The sequence below is a fragment of the Clostridium sp. HMP27 genome (genome assembly GCF_000765165.1).
In the GTDB taxonomy this organism is placed as follows: domain Bacteria; phylum Bacillota; class Clostridia; order Clostridiales; family Clostridiaceae; genus Clostridium_AK.
The window spans coordinates 1-18,594 of the sequence record NZ_JMFY01000008.1 but is presented as its reverse complement, the minus strand read 5'-3'; the positions used below and the strand labels follow the sequence as shown (position 1 = coordinate 18,594).

The following is an 18,594-nucleotide window of genomic DNA, read 5'->3' as shown; positions in this document are numbered from 1 at the left end:
CTGCACCTTTAACTTTTTAATAAGTTTATATAAAATATATTATGTAACTAAAATCTTAAGAAGAGTATATAGAAAGGCGGCCTTACAATATGAATCTTAAAAATCTTTTTGTAATGCAAGAAAAGCTGGATGAATATATAATAAACCAACATAATCTTCAAGATAAACCCCTTTTGCCGCAAAAGTTACTTGCACTTCAAGTTGAAATAGCGGAGCTTGCTAATGAAACACGTTGCTTTAAGTACTGGAGCACTAAAGGTCCATCTTCAAAAGATGTTATCTTGGAAGAATATGTGGATTGTCTTCATTTTATATTAACCATAGGCCTTGAAAAAAACTATACTGATATATCACTTACTATACCTGATGTTAGCTTACAAGCAGATATAACAGATAAATTTACAAACTTGTATATAGATGTAAATGATTTTATAATTTGCCCTTCTAAAGATCACTATCAAACTTTATTTGAAGACTTTCTGTTATTAGGTAAGTATTTAAATTTTACAGATGAGGATATCGAAAAAGGTTATCATAAAAAAAATTTCATAAATCATCAAAGACAGGTTATTGGATATTAAGAGGTAGTTTTTAACTACTTCTTTTTTTTATAATTACATTCTTCTTTGGTTACACTAAAAAAAAGGAGAGTGATAAATTAATTATGCTAGGAATAATTTTTTCGATAATTGCAGGAATAGCTATGAGTTTTCAGGGAGTATTCAACACAAGACTTGGTGAAAAAATAGGAATTTGGGAAACAAATGTATTTGTTCAAGGTACTGGCTTAATTGTTACTTTAATAGCACTTCTAATTTCGGGAAATGGCAGCTTTAAAAATTTACGTGCAGCAAACAAGTTATACCTTACCGGTGGAATATTAGGTGTGATAATAATATATACAGTTATGATGGGAATAAAATCACTTGGTCCTACCTGCTCCATTGCAACTATATTGGTAGCGCAATTAACTGCCGCTGCTATTATAGATGCCTTTGGACTTTTTGATTCCGCCCAAGTTAAATTTGGACTAACAAAAATAATTGGAGTTGGAGTTATGATTATAGGTATTATTATATTTAAATGGAAATGTTAAATTCTTAGGAGATACATTTTGTACCTCCTAAATATTCACAAAATGAATTTTAAAATTTTATATAGTTTTTATCACATATATATCTCTTTATCACTATAATATATAATGGAATAAATTTTAAGGAGTATCTTACTATGTATTTTTTTAAAAGTAAATTAAGCCCTGATTTAAAGGTACTCGTAAAAAATAAGCTTTACAAAAGCTTAAGAGTTATTATTCATTGTAAGCTGCTCCAAGAAAAAATAGAGGGGAAAATAAAAAGCTATAGAGGCCATGTTATTCATTCACTTCCTGATATAAATTGCATTGTAGCTAATTTATCTCCTAATGCAATAGAACGGCTATTGGAGTTTCCCAGTATAAGCTATATATCCTTAGATACAATGGCTTTTCTTTGTGCTAAAAGCATATTAAAGTCAAATGGATGTGCTTTACAAAGCAATCATAAGCTTACTGGAAAAGGAATTACCATTGGCTTAATTGACAGTGGAGTTTATCCACACATGGATTTAGTAAATCCTTATAATAGAATTAAGTGCTTTATTGATTTAATAAATCAATATAAGTATCCATATGATGATAATGGACATGGAACCTTTATAAGCGGCATATTATGTGGTAATGGATCTGCATCTAAAGGAGTTTATAGAGGGGTAGCTATTAATAGCAATTTGTATTGCATAAAAGCCTTTGATAACTTAGGAAAGGGTTATGTATCTAATATACTATTCTCTTTAAACAAGCTAATAGAAGAAAAGGATATCTATAACATAAAGGTTATATGCTTACCTTGTGAACTTCATGAAAACAATGAATTTATATTATCATTATTTTCTAAGTTATTTCAAAAGGCAGTTGATAATGGAATAGTTGTTGTTGTTCCTTCTGGACATAATGGAAACATAGAATGTTCTATAAGAGGTATAGCAACTTTATCAAATTGTATTACTGTAGGTGGAATTGATACTTCCTCTGATGATTTAAAGGCTTATGCCAATTCATCCTCAGGACCTGTAGGAAAGTTAGATAAACCTAACTTATCTGCATCTTGTGTAGATATATGTTCTCTAAACTCTAATATAAACTATATATCTGAACGTAATAATAGGCGTATATATCCTCGACCTTTAGATGACCCCTATATCACATATACTGGTACCTCCTGTGCAGCAGCCTATATATCAGGGCTTTGTGCTTTATTATTTGAAACTAATCCTGATCTTACATTTAAAGACGTTACTTCTCTTTTAAAAATATCTTGTAATATGCTAAATATATCAAGATGGATACAAGGTGCTGGAGTAATAGATATAGAAAAATTACTTCCATAAGTCACTAAGGAGTAATACAATCTTATATTGCATTACTCCCTAAAAATTAAAATTCTGAATACATACCCATATTTCTAAATTTATCATATCTTTTTTGTAACAACTCTTCATCTGATAATAAAGATAATTCATTAATTTTGCTTATTAGACTTATCTTTAATTCTTCGGATAATCTTTCTACATCTGTAGATGCATCTCCTGATGGTTCCTTTAAAATCTTGTCTATTATCTTAAACTCTTTTAGGTTTTGTGCAGTTATTTTCATTATCTCCGAAGCTTCTTCGGCCCTTGAAGAATTCTTCCATAGTATGCTTGCAAATCCCTCAGGAGTTAATATAGAATAAATGGCATTTTCAAGCATCCATACTTCATCAGCTACGGCTAAAGCTAAAGCTCCTCCGCTTCCGCCTTCCCCTATTACTATAGAAATAATAGGAGATTTGATTTGACTCATTTCTAAAATGTTGTTTCCTATAGCTTCCCCCTGACCTCTTTCTTCTGCTCCTATACCTGGATAAGCTCCTGGTGTATCCACAAAACAAATAATAGGTCTTTTAAACTTTTCTGCTTGCCTCATAAGTCTTAATGCCTTCCTATATCCCTCAGGATTTGGCATTCCAAAATTTCTTTTTATATTTTCCTTTAGATCTCTACCTTTTTGCTGAGCTATTACTGTGAAAGGCATGCCATTTATAGTAGCTATTCCACCTATTATGCATCCGTCATCTCCAAAGTATCTATCTCCATGCATTTCTATAAAATTATCAAATATTTTATCTATATAGTGAAGAGCAGTAGGTCTATTAGCCTTTCTAACAAGGTTTAACTTTTGCCAGGCCGTTAATCCATTGCATTCTTCAATACTTTCCTTACCGTCTTCATTGTTTTCAATGTTATTAATATCCTTAATACAGTCATTTCTATGAACCTTTACTAAATATCCTAGGGCATTTCTTAAATTTTTTCTGTGAATTATCTTATCTATAAATCCACGCTTTAACATAAACTCAGCTGTTTGAAATCCTTCTGGAAGCTTTTCATTAACGGTTTGCTCAATAACTCTTTTTCCTGCAAAACCAATTAGTGCTCCTGGCTCTGCAATTACTATATCTGCCACCATTGCAAAACTAGCAGTAACTCCTCCTGTGGTAGGATTTGTAATTACAGAAATATATAGTAATCCCTTTTCCTTAAATCTTGCAAGTGCTGAATTAACCTTAGCCATTTGCATTAGAGAGAACATTCCCTCCTGCATTCTAGCACCACCTGATGCTGTAAAAATTATAAGAGGTAATCCTTTTTTAGTTGCAAATTCAATTGCTCTTGTAAGCTTTTCTCCTACTACAGATCCCATACTTGCCATTAAAAATCTGCTATCCATAACACAAATTACAACATCTTGTTCATTTATAGTTCCTGTTCCTGTAATAACAGCTTCTTTAAGTCCTGTAGTTTCCTTTGAAAGCTCTACCTTTTCTTCATATCCTTCAAAGTCCAATGGATTCAAAGTTTTCATTTCTTTATTTAGCTCTTGAAAACTTCCTTCATCTAAAATAGATTCTATTCTTTCATATGCAGGCATCTTAAAATGATACTTACAAAAATTACATACTTTATTATTTTCCTTCAAATCGTTGATATATATTATTTGCCCGCACTTTTCACACTTCTCCCACATTCCTCCTGGAATATTAGGTTTTTGTTCTTCCTTATCATTTACTGATGTATTTAAATTTTGAGTACTTACGGTTATATATTTAGTCTTTTTAAATAATCCTTTAAACACCAAAATCATCTCCTACATTAGGTTTCTACCTACAAATCCTGTATCATAATTTCCTTCATTAAATTCCGCATTATCAATAATCTTAAATGCATACTCTATATTAGTTGTAAGTCCTTCTATCAAAAATTCACCTAATGCTCTTCTCATTTTATTTATAGCTTCATTTCTATCTTTTCCATATACAATGAGTTTTCCTATCATTGAATCATAATATGGAGATATAGTATATCCTTCATATATTGCACTATCTACCCTTACACCTAATCCCCCTGGCATAAATAATCCATCTATTCTTCCTGGACACGGCATAAAGTTTTTTGAAGGATCCTCTGCATTTACTCTAAATTCTATAGCATGCCCTTTTATCTGAATGTCTTCTTGTGTAAATTTCAATCTCTCTCCTGATGCTATTTTTATTTGCTCTTTTATCAAATCTACACCAGTTATAAACTCAGTTATAGGATGTTCCACTTGTATTCTTGTATTCATTTCCATAAAGTAAAAGTTCATGTGTTTATCTACTAAGAATTCTATGGTTCCGGCATTTTTATAATTTACATATTTAGCTGCTTTAACAGCTGCCTCTCCCATTTTACTTCTTAATTCTTCAGTCATTATTGGACTTGGAGCCTCTTCTAAAACCTTTTGATTTCTTCTTTGAATAGAACAGTCTCTTTCTCCTAGATATAGCACATTTCCGTAGTTATCTGCAAGGATTTGAATTTCTATATGTCTAGGATTTTCTATATACTTTTCCACATATACGTCATCATCTCCAAAGGCAACTCTAGATTCTTCCCTTGCTGCAAAAAACGCATCCAATAATTCTTTTTCTTCTCTTACAATTCTTATTCCTCTTCCGCCGCCACCTGCTGATGCCTTAATCATAACTGGATATCCTATATCATTTGCTATGCCCTTTATATTTTCTTCCGTAATTTTTTCTTCTACTCCAGGGATTACAGGAATCCCTGATTCTATCATCATTTTTCTAGCATTGGATTTATTACCCATAGAGTCTATGGTTTCAGCATCAGGGCCTATAAATGTTATGTTACATTCATTGCACATTTGTGCAAATTTGCTATTCTCAGATAAAAATCCGAATCCAGGATGTATTGCTTCTGCACCTGTAAGTACTGTAGCACTTAAGATATTCTTTACATTCAAGTAACTATCCTTTGACGCAGGGGGTCCAATGCAAACTGCTTCATCTGCCATTTGAACATGTAGCGCATCTTTATCTGCAGTGGAATAAACTGCAACAGTTTCTATTCCCATTTCCCTGCATGCTCTTATTATTCTTACTGCAATTTCTCCTCGATTTGCTATTAATATTTTCTTAAACATATAATCACCCTATCATAAACATAATTTCGGCTTCCGCTACTTTCTCATTACCTACTAATGCAACGGCATCTCCAACACCAAAATTTCCTCTTAATTTAGTAAGTTCTACTTGAAGTTTTAAAGTATCCCCTGGTACAACCTTTTTTCTGAATCTAGCCTTATTAACTCCTGCAAAATATGGAGTTTTACCCTTAAACTCCTCAAGACTTAAAACTGCTACTGCACCAGCTTGAGCTAAAGCTTCAACTATAAGCACTCCTGGCATAACAGGGTTACCTGGGAAATGACCTTGAAAAAAGTTATCATTCATAGTAACATTTTTTATTCCTACTACTCTTTTACCTGGTTCTAATTCCTCTATTTTATCTAACAATAAAAATGGATATCTATGAGGAATTATTTCCATAATATCTTTTATATCTAAACCTTCCATAATAACCTCCTAGCTTATTTATAAATTAAAGCTTTCTTATTTTTACCATTTCCTGACCATACTCTACCATATCTCCATCACTTACAAGAATCTCTAAAACTTCTCCATCCACTTCACTTTGTATTTCATTCATAAGCTTCATGGCTTCAATGATACAAATAGTATCACCTTTCTTCACTTCTTTTCCTTCTTTTATAAAAGAATCTTTATCAGGTGATGGTGAACCGTAAAAGGTTCCCACTATAGGTGAAGTTATGGTATATACATTGACATCATTTACTACTTCCTTTTTTTCTACAGCTAAATCTCTACTTACTTCCTCATCAAGAATATCATAACTTGGGGGATTGACTACAGGTGTTTCGTTTTTAATAACTATACCTTGTGAATCCTTTTCCATCTTTATTGATATTCCATTTTCTTGAACCTCAAGAAGTTTTATATTAGAACTACTCATTACCTTAATAAGTTCAGTAATTCCCTTAAAATCCATTACTTATCACTCCATTTTTTTAATAAAATAACTGCATTATGTCCACCAAAACCTAATGAGTTTGACATTGTATATTTAAGTTCTTTCTCTCTTCCCTTATTTGGAACACAATCCAAATCACATTCTTCATCAGGAACTTTATATCCAATGGTTGGAGGTATAAAACTATCTTCCATAGCTTTTATACAAGCTATAGCTTCTACTGCGCCCGCTGCTCCTAAAAGATGTCCAGTCATAGATTTAGTGGAACTCACTGGTACTTCTTTAGCCTTATCACCAAATACTAGTTTTATTGCTGCTGTTTCAAGTTTATCATTAACTTCTGTTCCTGTTCCATGAGCATTAATATAAGAAACATCCTCTGGTTTAATATTAGCTTCTTCTAGCGCCATTTTCATAGCTCTTGCTGCTCCTTCTCCACCTGGTGCTGGAGATGTTATATGATAAGCGTCACAAGTTGATCCGTAGCCCACTACCTCACCATATATATTAGCTTCTCTTTTTAATGCATGTTCTAAAGATTCTAAAACAACTATCCCTGCTCCTTCTCCCATTACAAATCCTGCTCTTTCCTTATCGAAAGGTATTGATGCTCTGCTTGGATCTGTACTTTTACTTAAAGCAGTTAATGTTATAAAGCCTGCTACTGAAAGAGGAGTTATAGATGCCTCTGTTCCTCCCGCTATTATTACGTCTGCTCTTCCCGATTTTATCATTTCAAATGCTTCGCCGATGGCATTTGTACCTGTAGCACAGGCAGTAACAACTGTTGTACATATATTTCTTGCTCCAAATCTTATAGCAATATTTCCTGCTGCCATATTACTTATAATCATTGGTATAAACAATGGATGTACTCTACCAGGTCCCTTTTCCACAAGAGTTCCATGTTGCTTTTCAACAGTGTCTATCCCACCTATTCCAGAACCTACAACTACTCCAAGCCTATCCTTATTTATAGTTTCTAAATCAAGCTTTGAGTCTTCCATAGCTTCTACAGCAGCTGCCACTGCAAACTGTGAATATCTATCCATTCTTTTAGCTTCTCTTTTATCAATTGTATCTTCTGGCTTAAAATCCTTAACCTCTGCTGCTAGTTTGGACTTGAAGTTTTCTGTATCAAATGCCTTTATGAAATCTATTCCACATTTTCCTTCTTTTAGACCATTCCAAAAATCCTTAACATTATTTCCTAGGGGAGTTATAGCTCCCATTCCTGTAATTACTACTCTATTTTCCAAGTTATATCACCATTCCTCCATCTACATTTATAACCTGACCTGTTATATATGAGGCACTATCAGAAGCTAAGAACGCCACTAATTCTGCTACATCTTCTGCTTTTCCAAATCTCTTAAGTGGTATACTCTTTACTGATTCTTCCTTAACTTTATCTGATAAACTACTTGTCATATCGGTTTCTATAAAGCCAGGTGCTATTGCATTAACATTTATCCCTCTTGATGCTAGTTCTCTAGCTACACTTTTAGTAAGACCTATTATTCCTGCCTTTGCAGCAGCATAGTTTGCTTGGCCTGCATTACCTGTAATTCCTACTACAGAAGACATATTTATTATTTTACCATATCTTTGTTTAACCATTACAGAAGATACATGTCTAATACAATTAAATGCACCCTTTAGGTTTACATTTATAACTTTATCAAAGTCTTCTTCTTTCATTCTCATGACCAATCCATCTAAAGTTATACCTGCGTTATTTACAAGAATGTCTATTCTTCCAAACTTATTTATTGTTTCCTTTATTATAACTTCTGATTCGGTAAAATCACTTATATCTCCTTTAATAGCAATACATTCTACATTCATGCCTTTAATCTCTCCAACTAGTTCTTCTAAATTATTACTACTTCTATAGTTAATTACTATATTAGCTCCTAGGCTCGCAAGTTTAAAGCATATTGCCTTTCCTATGCCTCTGCTTCCTCCAGTAACTATAGCCACCTTTCCTTCCAGTGCTCTATCCAAACTAACAACTCCTTCTCTAACTTATAATGGAGCAATTGATTATGCTCCATAATTAATAGTTTTTAATTTTCTATCTATCTTCTTTACAAAAGAACTTAAGGTTTTTCCAGGCCCAATTTCTATAAAGGACTCTACACCTTCTTCTATCATTTTTCTTATACTATGTTCCCATTTTACAGAAGTCATAACTTGAAGTCTTAATGTCTCCCTGATACTATCTTCATTCATGTATTCCCCTGTAACATTTGTTATAACAGGTATATTAGGCTTTGAGATCTCTAAGTTTTGTAGTTCCTCATAAAGCTTATCTGCCGCATCTTTAAGCATAGAGCTATGAAAAGGCCCGCTTACAGGAAGCATTACAGTTTTTAGCGCTCCCTTTTCCTTAGCTATTTCGCAAGCATAACTTAAAGCTTCCATTTCCCCGGCAATAACTATTTGCCCTGGACAGTTAAAGTTAGCTGGTTCCACTATACCCTTTTCTTTAGCTATTTCACATACTTCATAAATTTGCTTTTCATCAAGTTTTAGCACTGCAGCCATTCCACCTATTCCACTGGGAACAGCCTCTTGCATAAACCTTCCTCTTTTCTTTACTAAAGCTACTGCATCTTTAAACTTAATTACACCTGCTGTAACTAATGCAGAATATTCACCAAGGCTTAATCCTGCTACTACATCAGGTCTTATCCCTTCTTCTTCTAGTAGCTTTAATGCTGCGATACTTACAGTTAAAATAGCTGGTTGAGTAAATTCTGTACTGTTTAATTTTTCCTCAGGTCCCTCAAAACATAGCTTTGCCATGTCGAAACCCAAAGCATAACTTGCCTCTTGAAATACTTCTCTACACTTAGGATGATTTTCATATAATTCCTTGCCCATCCCTACATATTGAGCTCCCTGTCCTGGAAAAATGAAAGCTACTTTACTTGAATTACTCATACTTATCTCCTCTTTATCTATCTAATATCTTTATTAATTTTTTCTAATAAGTTTACTAAATCAAACATTTCTTCTATTATTTCTTTACAGGTTTCTTCTTTATTTATCAAGCCAGCAATTTGACCTGACATAAAGGACCCATTATCCAAATCTCCTTCTTTAACGGCCTTTACTAATGCGCCTTTTCCTAATTTATCCAACTCTTCTGAAGGAGCATTTTCCTTTTCTAAGATTTGAAACTTTCTTGTAAGCTTATTTCTAAGTACTCTTACAGGATGACCTGTACTTCTTCCTGTGACTACAGTTTCTATATCTTTAGCAGTTAAAACTTTTTGCTTATAATTTTCATGTATATTACATTCCTTAGCTACTAAAAACCTTGTTCCTACTTGTATTGCTACTGCTCCAAGCATAAAGGCTGCTGCTACTCCTCTTTTATCTCCAATTCCTCCTGCTGCAATTACAGGAACACTTACAGCATCTACTACCTGAGGCACTAATGCCATAGTTGTAAGTTCTCCTACATGGCCTCCTGATTCGCATCCTTCTGCTATAATTGCATCTGCACCTGCTTTCTCCATTCTCTTTGCAAGTGCTACTGAAGCTACTACTGGGATAACTTTTATATCATGGCTCTTCCACATCTCCATATACTTTCCTGGACTCCCTGCACCTGTGGTTACCACTTTTATCTTTTCTTCACAAACTATCCTTGCAACTTCCTCAGCATTTTGACTTAAAAGCATTATATTAACTCCAAACGGCTTATTTGTAAGCTCTTTGGCTTTTCTTATTTCTTCTCTTACAAGTTCTACAGGCATATTGCCAGTAGCAATAATTCCAAGTCCCCCTGCATTAGATACAGCAGCAGCTAAACTACTATCTGCTATCCATGCCATAGCTCCTTGGATAATTGGATATTCAATACCTATCATTTCACAAAATTTATTACTTTTCATCATTGACCTCCAAAAATTTAATACTAAAAGGCCTCATTTTATTCTTCTATATTATTTTCTACAAATTTAACTGCATCGCCTATAGTTTTTATTGATTCTGCATCTTCTATTTGAAGATTAAATTCTTCTTCAATTTCTATAACTATTTGGAAAAGATCTAATGAATCCACTCCTAATTCCTCAAAACTAGTTTCTAAAGTTAGACCTTCTTCTTCTATATTTAATTGTTCTACAATAATATTTTTTATTTTTTCAAAAACCATTTTTGTACCCTCCTCAAAATTAAATATCTCAATTTATATAGCCCATTTTATTAAGGTTCCGCCCCAAGTAAGTCCTGCACCAAATCCTACTAATATTAATTTATCTTCTTTCTTAAAAAGATTACTCTTATTAGCTTCATCTAGTGCTATTGCAATACTTGCTCCAGACGTATTTCCATACTTGTGTAAATTTATATAAAACTTATTTTTATCTATATTTAGCTTCTTTCCAACATGCTCTATTATTCTTAAATTAGCTTGATGTGGAATCACATAATTTATATCATCAATAGTTAAATTATTTGATTTTAATAATTCTTTAATTGTTTCATTCATAGCTCTTACTGCAAATTTAAAAACTTCTTTACCTTCCATAGATAAAAACAATTCCTCATAAATGGAATTTTCACAGGAACCCTTAAGCTTCTTATTAAATTCTTCATTGTTTACCTTTAAAGGTGCCGCAGTACAACTTAAAAATTTTCCACCTGTTCCATCTGATCCAGTATGGAAACTTACTATACCTTGTTTTTCACTTTTTGTTATAATGGCTGCACCAGCTCCATCACCAAATAATACACAGGTATTTCTATCATTCCAGTTTAAAATCTTTGATAATGTCTCTGCTCCTATTACTAATGCATTTTTTGCAGCACCCGTCTTTATAAACTGAGATGCAATATTTAATCCAAATATAAATCCTGAGCAAGCTGCCGAAATATCAAAACAAGTGGCCTTACTTGCTCCAATTTTTTCTTGGACAATGCATGCAGTAGAAGGAGTGTAACAATCTGGTGTAACTGTAGCAACTATTATAAGATCGATATCTTCAGCAGATAAGTTAGAACTTTTTAAGGCATTAATTGCTGCCTTTGCTGCAATATCTGATGTATTTTCGTTAAGTGAAACTCTTCTTTCTGATATACCTGTTCTACTTCTTATCCACTCATCATTTGTATCTACAAATTCAGAAAGCTCTTTATTAGTAACTATTCTATCTGGAACATAGCTACCTGTTGCTATAATTTCTACCTCATTCATTTAATTATGTCTCCTTCTCTTAATTTTTTATGTCATAATGACTTTTAAAGAAACCATTTAATTTTTCAAGAGAATCCATAAGAACTCTTTCCTCTTCGCCATTAAGTCCTAATATGGTATTTTTAATCATATCTGAATGAAACTTTTGATGAATTCTATAGGCAAGCTTTCCTCTTTTAGTAAGGCTTATATATACATTTCTTCTGTCTTCCTCTGACCTTTTTCTTTCTACATAACCCTTTCTTACTAGATGATTAATTGCAGTTGTTAAGGTTCCTACAGTAATTCTTAACTCTTGTGCAACTTCAGACATAGTTCTTTTACTATACATGCCTATGGCATCTATAGTATGTATTTCAGTCACAGATAAATCTTTAAACGCTCCGGACTGTAATGCATTTTGTTCTATAGTGAGGATATCATTGAACAATTCCACCAGTAACTCATTTAGTATGCTAATTGACTTGCTCATACTCCATCACTTCCTTAATAAGATCATTTATAAGCTCTTTTACTGTAACCAATTTAGTTATCTTATACCCATTACTTCCAGTAAATATTAACCCATTTTCAATGTTTCCCTTAACTGCCTCCATTAATGCATTAGATATGCAATATATGGTAGTTTTAGGGTCACATTTTCTCAAACAATTATAACATCTATCTATTTTAGGTCTTTGTTCGTTTACACTCTTTATAAATGAATTCTTTATAGCTCTTCCTGGCATTCCAACTGGACTTTGAATTATTTCTATATCTTCTTTTTTGCTTTCTATAAATGCTCTTTTATACTTTTCATCAGCATCACATTCATAAGTTCCTATAAATCTAGTACCCATTTGTACTCCAGAAGCGCCAATACTTAAAAGCTCTGCTATATCTTTCCCTGAGTATACTCCACCTGCTGCTACAACAGGTATCTTACAATTATGCTTAGCTTCATATTCACTTACAGTATCAAGTACTTCTTTTAATATATTACTTAAATCATATTTTTCGATAACTTCTAGTTCGTCTCTCTTAAAACCAAGATGTCCTCCTGCCTTAGGACCTTCTACTACTATTAAATCTGGGATATAATTATGCTTTTCTTCCCATAACTTTAATATAACTCTAGTCGCCTTAGCTGATGAAACTATAGGTGCTATTTTAGTAGTACTTCCCTTTACAAGCTTTGGTAAAACAGTTGGTAATCCTGCTCCTGATATTATAATATCTATCTTCTCTTCTACTGCTGTTTTTACCATGTCCTCGTAATTATTCATAGCTACCATTAGGTTTAGCCCTATAACTCCCTTTGGACTTAGTTCTTTTGCTCTTCTTATTTCTTTTCTTAAAGCTCTAATATTAGCCTCTTTGCTATTAGATTTAAAGTCTTCTTCTCTAAATCCTATCTGCACCCCAGAAATCACTCCTAAAGCTCCTTCATTCGCTACTGCTGCTGCAAGAGTTGACAAGGAAACTCCTATTCCCATGCCCCCCTGTATAATAGGAACTTTTAAGGTTAGATCTCCAATTTGCAAAGGAGGAATATTCATAAGCTCCCCTCCCTACTATTTGATATTCAAATATTTTGATAGTCAAAGTATATATCTAAAAAAAAATAAAGTCAATAAAAAATTTGAAAATTTACTCAAAAGCGGCGTATTTTTTTTCCACATTTTTGAAAAATATCACCACTATAGAAGTTAATATTAAGTATATAAATCCAGCTATAAAAAAAGGCGTAATGGTAAAATCCCTTGAAAGAATTTGCTTAGCTGCTCGTAATAGCTCTTCCATACCTATGGTTGCTACTAATGCTGTATCCTTTACTAAGCTTATGCCCTCATTACAAGTAGCAGGTATTACTCTTCTTACTGCTTGAGGTATTATAACTCTTCTCATGATTTGTGAATAACTCATCCCTAAAGCCTTCGCAGCTTCATATTGTCCTTTGTCTATAGACTCAATTCCAGCTCTAAATATTTCTGTAAAATATGCTGAATAATTTAATATAAAAGCAATTGATGCTGCTGCAAAACGAGATAATTTTACCCCTGTAACCGGAAGACCAAAGTATACAAAAAACAATTGAAGTAAAAGGGGTGTTCCTCTAAACACCCATGTATATACTCCAATTATTCCTTTTAATATTTTATTATTAGAAACCTTCATAAGAGATAATATTACTGCAACTGGTATAGAAAATAAAAATATAACAGAAAATAGTTTAATTGTTACTATACTTCCCTTTAATATAAATAGTACTGATGATTGAAGATTATCCATTTATTTCACCTCTATTTTTTAATAAGATCCTTTCCAAACCACTTTTCAGATATCTTTTTAGCTGTGCCATCAGCTTTCATTTCATCGAGAATTTTATTTACTTCATCCTTAAAGCTACCGTCAGCTTTTCTAAACCCTACTCCCATTGGTTGTTCTTCAAGGGAATCATCTAATACAGTATATACTCCTGGCTTTTTAGTCATATAGTATCTTCCAACTATTTCATCAATAACTACTGCTTCAACTCTTCCTATTTGTAAATCCATAAGAGCCTCAGCATAGTTTCCATATTTCTTTAACTCCTTAAATGACTTTAATAATTCAGGTTCCTTTTGTACTGCATCCTCACTAGTACTTCCCATTTGTAATGCTACTACTTTATCTTTTAAATCTTTCTTAGTCTTTACACTTGAATCTTTCTTTACCATTATAGCTTGTCTATCAACTAAATATGAATTTGAATAATTTATCTGCTCTTTTCTCTTTTCAGTAATACTTAACCCATTCCATATAAGATCTATATCACCATTGTTTAAGCTCATTATTATTCCATCCCACTCAACCGGTTTAAATACTGCTTTAACTCCCATTCTCTTTGCTACTTCTTTTGCCAAATCTATATCCATTCCTACGATTTCACCTTTTTCATCTCTAAATCCCATAGGTGCAAAGGTGTCATCAAGTCCTACTACGAATTCACCCTTTTGCTTTATTGATTCCAAAGACTTATCTTCCTTGCTGTTACTTCCCTGTGATGAACATCCTATCATGCTAAAGCTTAAAATTAAAGCTGCTACTCCTAATAAAAATTTCTTTTTCATAGTTAATCCCCCTATACTTTTAAAATTTATAAATTTATTATACTTTAGCATGATAAATTTGTAAAGCGGTAAATCATTAAAATAATGTTGTTTTAATATTTTTTTAAATATGGTTCTGGATTTTGAGGAACATCACCTTTTCTTACTTCAAAATGAAGATGTGGTCCAGTACTATTTCCTGTACTTCCTACTTCTCCAATTTTATCCCCTGTATCTACTAAATCATCTTTATTAACATTTAGAACACTACAATGGCCATATATTATAACAGTGTCTTCTCCTATATCTATTTTAATTACCTTTCCATATCCATCCTGCCATCCCGAAAATATAACTCTGCCCTTTCTTACTGCATATATGGGAGTTCCTGTAGGTGCGGCTATATCTATTCCCTTATGCATCCTTCCCCATCTTTCTCCAAAGCTGGATGAAATAGTTCCTCTTGAAACTGGTATCCATTTGTCTCCTTCTTTATAACCCTTTACCTGAAACTTTATTGGCCAATTATTATCATGACCTACAGCTATATTTAAAACATAGTGTGCTAAGTCATTTATTTCTGAGCTATTAACTACCTTTGGTACATATGTAATTTTACTATTCAATCTTACTTCTTCTACCTCTTTTACATCACTTTGCTTTATAGCCTCTTTCTTTACCATATCAATCAACTTTTTAATCTCAGATTTATCTTTAACTAATGCAACTTCCTTACCATCTGATTTTACAGATATAACTTCAACCATATCAATATTGGATTCTTTCATAGTGCTGCTAGACGTATACTTTGCCTCTTTTGCTATCCTTTCAGCACTTATAACATAAGCTGTAGAAGTAAAAGTTATACTTACTGAAAGCACCCCAATTATTAACTTCTTTTTCATCATTTATTTTCCTTTCTATTCTTAATCACATGTTATGTTAATCTATTTTTAACCAATCCTTACTTATTATATGCATTTCTTATAATTTTATTATTATTTATATGATATAAGTATGTCCTATTTTTTAGCTAAGTTATCAAGTATTTGTTATTGAGATAATAAATATACTTTGTTATAATTAGTTGAAGTAAAATAATTAGGAATTTTTAGGGGGCTTATAAATGAGTACATTTGTATTTAAAAATAAGCATTCTGAGTATACTCCTGTAAGCAATATATTTATAGATAAGTACATGCCGAAAGCCCGTGGAGAGTTTGTAAAAGTATATCTTCTTGGGCTAAAATATTGTGTATCTGGAGAACTTGGAGTAAATTCCAGCATAATGGCAAGTAGCCTACACTTACTTGAAACAGATGTACTTAATGCTTGGAGTTATTGGAATGATGAAGGACTTATAAAGATGATACCTGTAGATAATATGGGTAACTATACTATAGAATTTTTAGATATTACAACTTCTATATCATCTGAAAATGAAAATAACATAAACTTACTTGAGGAATTAAATAAAAACTCTACTAAAGATATGCTTCAAGATATTGAAAAGCTTTTAGGAAGACCTCTCTCTAGTAAGGAAATGACTATGTATATAGGTTGGATTAAAGACTATGCATTTTTACCTGAGATAATACTTCTCCTAATTCAATATTGTGTTTCTAAGGGCAAAACTGACTGCCGATATATAGAAACCATTGCCATTGCTTGGTATGATGCTAATATTAAATCCATTGAAGATGCACAAGGCTTTATAAAAAAGCATGAAAATAAATGGATTAATATAAGGAAGATCCTAACTTACTTAGGTATAAAAGATGGGGAAATAATGAAACCTCAAGAAGAAATGTTAACTAAGTGGTTATACACCTATGGCTTTAGCATGGATATAATACATAGGGCTTGTGATATATGCTTTCAACGAATAAATAAAGCTGACTTTAAATATATAGATGGAATTTTAAATAGTTGGCAAAGGGAAGGTATCAAAACTATAGAAGATATAGACAAGAAAGATAATAAAAAGACTATTAAAAAGAATGGCTCTTATAAAGTTAAAATGGATAGTTTCAATAGTTATGATCAAAGAAATTATAATTTTGATGAGCTAGAAAAGAAATTGTTAGGATGGGATAAATAATGCTTAAAGTTTATCATGAAAAAGTTCTTAAGCTTTATGAAAATATAAGGACACAAGAGGAACAGGCCCTTTTAAAAAGAAGAGAAGAAATAGAAAAAAAACTTCCCGAAGTTATAAGGTTAGAAAAAGAAGTAGGAAAGCTTTCCTTAGAGCTTTCCTTAAATATATTAAGAGGTAGAGAAGATATAAACTCCTATATAAATAGTCAAAAGGAGAAAATAACAGAATTAAGAATAAGAAAGTCAGAGCTACTAGTTTCTAGAGGTTATTCTGTAGATTACTTAGAATTGCATTATAGATGTGCCAAGTGTAAAGATACTGGGCGTATAGGCAATGTGCAGTGTGGCTGCTATAAATATAATTTAGTAAAAATATTATATCAAAACTCTGAATTAAATGTTCTCCTCAAAACTAATAACTTCGATAACTTTAGCTTTGAATACTTTTCTACTAATGCAGGATCCAATGAGCCTGAAAGCCCTAGAAAAAACATGGAGAAAATAGCAAATGATTGTTGGAACTTCATAAATAACTTTCCTAATACAAATGAAAACTTGTTATTTTACGGGGATTCTGGAACTGGAAAAAGTTTTTTAGCTAACTGTGTTGCAAAAGAGCTTTTTGACAACGGATATTTAGTTATATACAGAACAGCAGTTGATTTAATTGAAAACTTAAAAGAGATACGCTATAGAGATAATGATGAGTTAGAAGATTTACTTTTAAATTGTGACTTATTAATAATAGATGACTTAGGCACTGAGCCTATGACTGAGTTTTCTAAGGGAGAATTATTCAACTTATTAAATAGAAAACTGCTTAAAGGAAAGAAAATGATTATTTCTACAAACTTTACTCTAGAATTGATTTTAAAGACATACTCAGAAAGAATATCATCTAGACTACTTGGAAACTTTAATCTATATAAATTTTATGGCGATGATATAAGAGTAAGAAAAAATGTAGCAAGAAGAAAGTAAAAAATAAGGTATACATCTAAGATGTATACCTTATTTTAAGCTCCAATAAAAAAATGGTGGGAACAACAGGGATCGAACCTGTGACCCTCTGCTTGTAAGGCAGATGCTCTCCCAGCTGAGCTATGCTCCCATATTAATGGTGACCCCTACGAGACTCGAACTCGTGTTACCACCGTGAAAGGGTGGTGTCTTAACCGCTTGACCAAGGGGCCTCATTTTATTAAATTCATGGAGCTGGCAATAGGAATCGAACCTACAACCTGCTGATTACAAGTCAGCTGCTCTACCGTTGAGCCATGCCAGCATAATTATGGCGACCCAGAAGGGACTCGAACCCTCGACCTCCGGCGTGACAGGCCGGCACTCTAACCAACTGAGCCACTGGGCCATAATGTGGTGGGAACAACAGGGATCGAACCTGTGACCCTCTGCTTGTAAGGCAGATGCTCTCCCAGCTGAGCTATGCTCCCACATTATAATGGTGACCCCTACGAGACTCGAACTCGTGTTACCACCGTGAAAGGGTGGTGTCTTAACCGCTTGACCAAGGGGCCTTATTTTATTAAATTCATGGAGCTGGCAATAGGAATCGAACCTACAACCTGCTGATTACAAGTCAGCTGCTCTACCGTTGAGCCATGCCAGCATAATTATGGCGACCCAGAAGGGACTCGAACCCTCGACCTCCGGCGTGACAGGCCGGCACTCTAACCAACTGAGCCACTGGGCCATAATGTGGTGGGAACAACAGGGATCGAA

20 protein-coding genes and 8 tRNA genes are annotated in these 18,594 nt (G+C 33.0%); 5 read left to right on the top strand and 23 right to left on the bottom strand.

The window, feature by feature from the left end; translation table 11 throughout:
* Positions 1 to 89 precede the first annotated feature (89 nt).
* From DP68_RS04500 to DP68_RS04490, 3 genes are all read left to right on the top strand, one after another.
* Positions 90 to 581 carry a dUTP diphosphatase gene (locus DP68_RS04500; RefSeq protein WP_035306704.1) on the top strand — a complete coding sequence of 164 codons (492 nt, stop codon included), beginning with the start codon at positions 90 to 92 and terminating at the stop codon, positions 579 to 581.
* 83 nt (positions 582 to 664) lie between these two features.
* A complete protein-coding gene (locus DP68_RS04495) occupies positions 665 to 1,096 on the top strand; it encodes a DMT family transporter (RefSeq protein WP_035306701.1) in 432 nt (143 codons plus the stop codon).
* A gap of 134 nt (positions 1,097 to 1,230) precedes the next feature.
* A complete protein-coding gene (locus DP68_RS04490; protein WP_035306698.1) occupies positions 1,231 to 2,427 on the top strand; it encodes a S8 family serine peptidase in 1,197 nt (398 codons plus the stop codon).
* Positions 2,428 to 2,473: 46 nt separating this feature from the next.
* Here DP68_RS04490 and DP68_RS04485 read toward each other — a convergent pair whose 3' ends face one another.
* From DP68_RS04485 to DP68_RS18845, 15 genes are all read right to left on the bottom strand, one after another.
* Entirely contained in the window at positions 2,474 to 4,213 is a 1,740-nt protein-coding gene (locus DP68_RS04485) for an acetyl-CoA carboxylase carboxyl transferase subunit (protein WP_035306695.1), read from the bottom strand.
* A 12-nt stretch (positions 4,214 to 4,225) separates the two neighbouring features.
* Positions 4,226 to 5,563, bottom strand: coding sequence for an acetyl-CoA carboxylase biotin carboxylase subunit (locus DP68_RS04480; protein ID WP_035306692.1), 1,338 nt, complete (start codon positions 5,561 to 5,563; stop codon positions 4,226 to 4,228).
* 4 nt (positions 5,564 to 5,567) lie between these two features.
* The gene (fabZ, locus tag DP68_RS04475) at positions 5,568 to 5,999 is read right to left on the bottom strand and encodes a 3-hydroxyacyl-ACP dehydratase FabZ (protein WP_204600165.1); all 432 of its coding nucleotides are present in this window, start codon (positions 5,997 to 5,999) and stop codon (positions 5,568 to 5,570) included.
* 22 nt (positions 6,000 to 6,021) lie between these two features.
* Positions 6,022 to 6,489 carry an acetyl-CoA carboxylase biotin carboxyl carrier protein gene (gene accB / locus DP68_RS04470; RefSeq protein ID WP_035306686.1) on the bottom strand — a complete coding sequence of 156 codons (468 nt, stop codon included), beginning with the start codon at positions 6,487 to 6,489 and terminating at the stop codon, positions 6,022 to 6,024.
* Positions 6,489 to 7,730, bottom strand: a complete 1,242-nt coding sequence (fabF, locus tag DP68_RS04465) for a beta-ketoacyl-ACP synthase II (RefSeq protein ID WP_035306683.1) — start codon at positions 7,728 to 7,730, stop codon at positions 6,489 to 6,491. The genes accB and fabF overlap by 1 nt, the downstream gene beginning before the upstream one ends.
* Position 7,731: 1 nt before the next feature.
* Positions 7,732 to 8,478, bottom strand: a complete 747-nt coding sequence (gene fabG, locus DP68_RS04460) for a 3-oxoacyl-[acyl-carrier-protein] reductase (RefSeq protein WP_035306680.1) — start codon at positions 8,476 to 8,478, stop codon at positions 7,732 to 7,734.
* A 39-nt stretch (positions 8,479 to 8,517) separates the two neighbouring features.
* Positions 8,518 to 9,420, bottom strand: a complete 903-nt coding sequence (fabD, locus tag DP68_RS04455) for an ACP S-malonyltransferase (RefSeq protein WP_035306677.1) — start codon at positions 9,418 to 9,420, stop codon at positions 8,518 to 8,520.
* A gap of 17 nt (positions 9,421 to 9,437) precedes the next feature.
* Positions 9,438 to 10,379: an enoyl-[acyl-carrier-protein] reductase FabK gene (gene fabK, locus DP68_RS04450; RefSeq protein ID WP_035306675.1), complete on the bottom strand. Its 942-nt coding sequence runs from the start codon at positions 10,377 to 10,379 to the stop codon at positions 9,438 to 9,440.
* A 38-nt stretch (positions 10,380 to 10,417) separates the two neighbouring features.
* Positions 10,418 to 10,642, bottom strand: a complete 225-nt coding sequence (locus tag DP68_RS04445) for an acyl carrier protein (RefSeq protein ID WP_035306673.1) — start codon at positions 10,640 to 10,642, stop codon at positions 10,418 to 10,420.
* 33 nt (positions 10,643 to 10,675) lie between these two features.
* Positions 10,676 to 11,683, bottom strand: coding sequence for a beta-ketoacyl-ACP synthase III (locus DP68_RS04440; RefSeq protein WP_035306671.1), 1,008 nt, complete (start codon positions 11,681 to 11,683; stop codon positions 10,676 to 10,678).
* Positions 11,684 to 11,702: 19 nt separating this feature from the next.
* Positions 11,703 to 12,155: a MarR family transcriptional regulator gene (locus DP68_RS04435; protein ID WP_035306668.1), complete on the bottom strand. Its 453-nt coding sequence runs from the start codon at positions 12,153 to 12,155 to the stop codon at positions 11,703 to 11,705.
* Positions 12,139 to 13,221, bottom strand: a complete 1,083-nt coding sequence (locus DP68_RS04430; RefSeq protein ID WP_035306665.1) for a nitronate monooxygenase family protein — start codon at positions 13,219 to 13,221, stop codon at positions 12,139 to 12,141. Before DP68_RS04430 ends, DP68_RS04435 begins: the two co-directional genes overlap by 17 nt.
* 91 nt (positions 13,222 to 13,312) lie before the next feature.
* Positions 13,313 to 13,954 carry an amino acid ABC transporter permease gene (locus DP68_RS04425; RefSeq protein WP_035306662.1) on the bottom strand — a complete coding sequence of 214 codons (642 nt, stop codon included), beginning with the start codon at positions 13,952 to 13,954 and terminating at the stop codon, positions 13,313 to 13,315.
* Positions 13,955 to 13,965: 11 nt separating this feature from the next.
* Positions 13,966 to 14,775, bottom strand: a complete 810-nt coding sequence (locus DP68_RS04420; RefSeq protein ID WP_035306659.1) for an amino acid ABC transporter substrate-binding protein — start codon at positions 14,773 to 14,775, stop codon at positions 13,966 to 13,968.
* Positions 14,776 to 14,867: 92 nt separating this feature from the next.
* Positions 14,868 to 15,659 (bottom strand): M23 family metallopeptidase, encoded by a 792-nt coding sequence (locus DP68_RS18845; RefSeq protein ID WP_052085648.1) that lies wholly within the window; start codon positions 15,657 to 15,659, stop codon positions 14,868 to 14,870.
* Between the two features lie 221 nt (positions 15,660 to 15,880).
* Here DP68_RS18845 and DP68_RS04410 point away from each other — a divergent pair, with 221 nt between their 5' ends.
* Together DP68_RS04410 and DP68_RS04405 are read left to right on the top strand one after the other, a co-directional pair.
* On the top strand, positions 15,881 to 16,855 hold the full coding sequence (locus DP68_RS04410) for a DnaD domain protein (RefSeq protein WP_035306656.1): 975 nt from the start codon (positions 15,881 to 15,883) through the stop codon (positions 16,853 to 16,855).
* Positions 16,855 to 17,835 carry an ATP-binding protein gene (locus DP68_RS04405; protein WP_035306653.1) on the top strand — a complete coding sequence of 327 codons (981 nt, stop codon included), beginning with the start codon at positions 16,855 to 16,857 and terminating at the stop codon, positions 17,833 to 17,835. Before DP68_RS04410 ends, DP68_RS04405 begins: the two co-directional genes overlap by 1 nt.
* Positions 17,836 to 17,889: 54 nt before the next feature.
* Here the strand turns inward: DP68_RS04405 and DP68_RS04400 are convergent.
* From DP68_RS04400 to DP68_RS04365, 8 genes are all read right to left on the bottom strand, one after another.
* Positions 17,890 to 17,965, bottom strand: a tRNA-Val gene (locus tag DP68_RS04400).
* A 7-nt stretch (positions 17,966 to 17,972) separates the two neighbouring features.
* Positions 17,973 to 18,047 (bottom strand) — tRNA-Glu (locus DP68_RS04395).
* 17 nt (positions 18,048 to 18,064) lie between these two features.
* A tRNA-Thr gene (locus DP68_RS04390) sits at positions 18,065 to 18,139 on the bottom strand.
* Positions 18,140 to 18,146: 7 nt separating this feature from the next.
* Positions 18,147 to 18,223, bottom strand: a tRNA-Asp gene (locus DP68_RS04385).
* Between the two features lie 6 nt (positions 18,224 to 18,229).
* Positions 18,230 to 18,305, bottom strand: a tRNA-Val gene (locus DP68_RS04380).
* A 9-nt stretch (positions 18,306 to 18,314) separates the two neighbouring features.
* Positions 18,315 to 18,389, bottom strand: a tRNA-Glu gene (locus DP68_RS04375).
* 17 nt (positions 18,390 to 18,406) lie between these two features.
* Positions 18,407 to 18,481 (bottom strand) — tRNA-Thr (locus DP68_RS04370).
* A 7-nt stretch (positions 18,482 to 18,488) separates the two neighbouring features.
* Positions 18,489 to 18,565, bottom strand: a tRNA-Asp gene (locus DP68_RS04365).
* Positions 18,566 to 18,594: the final 29 nt, after the last annotated feature.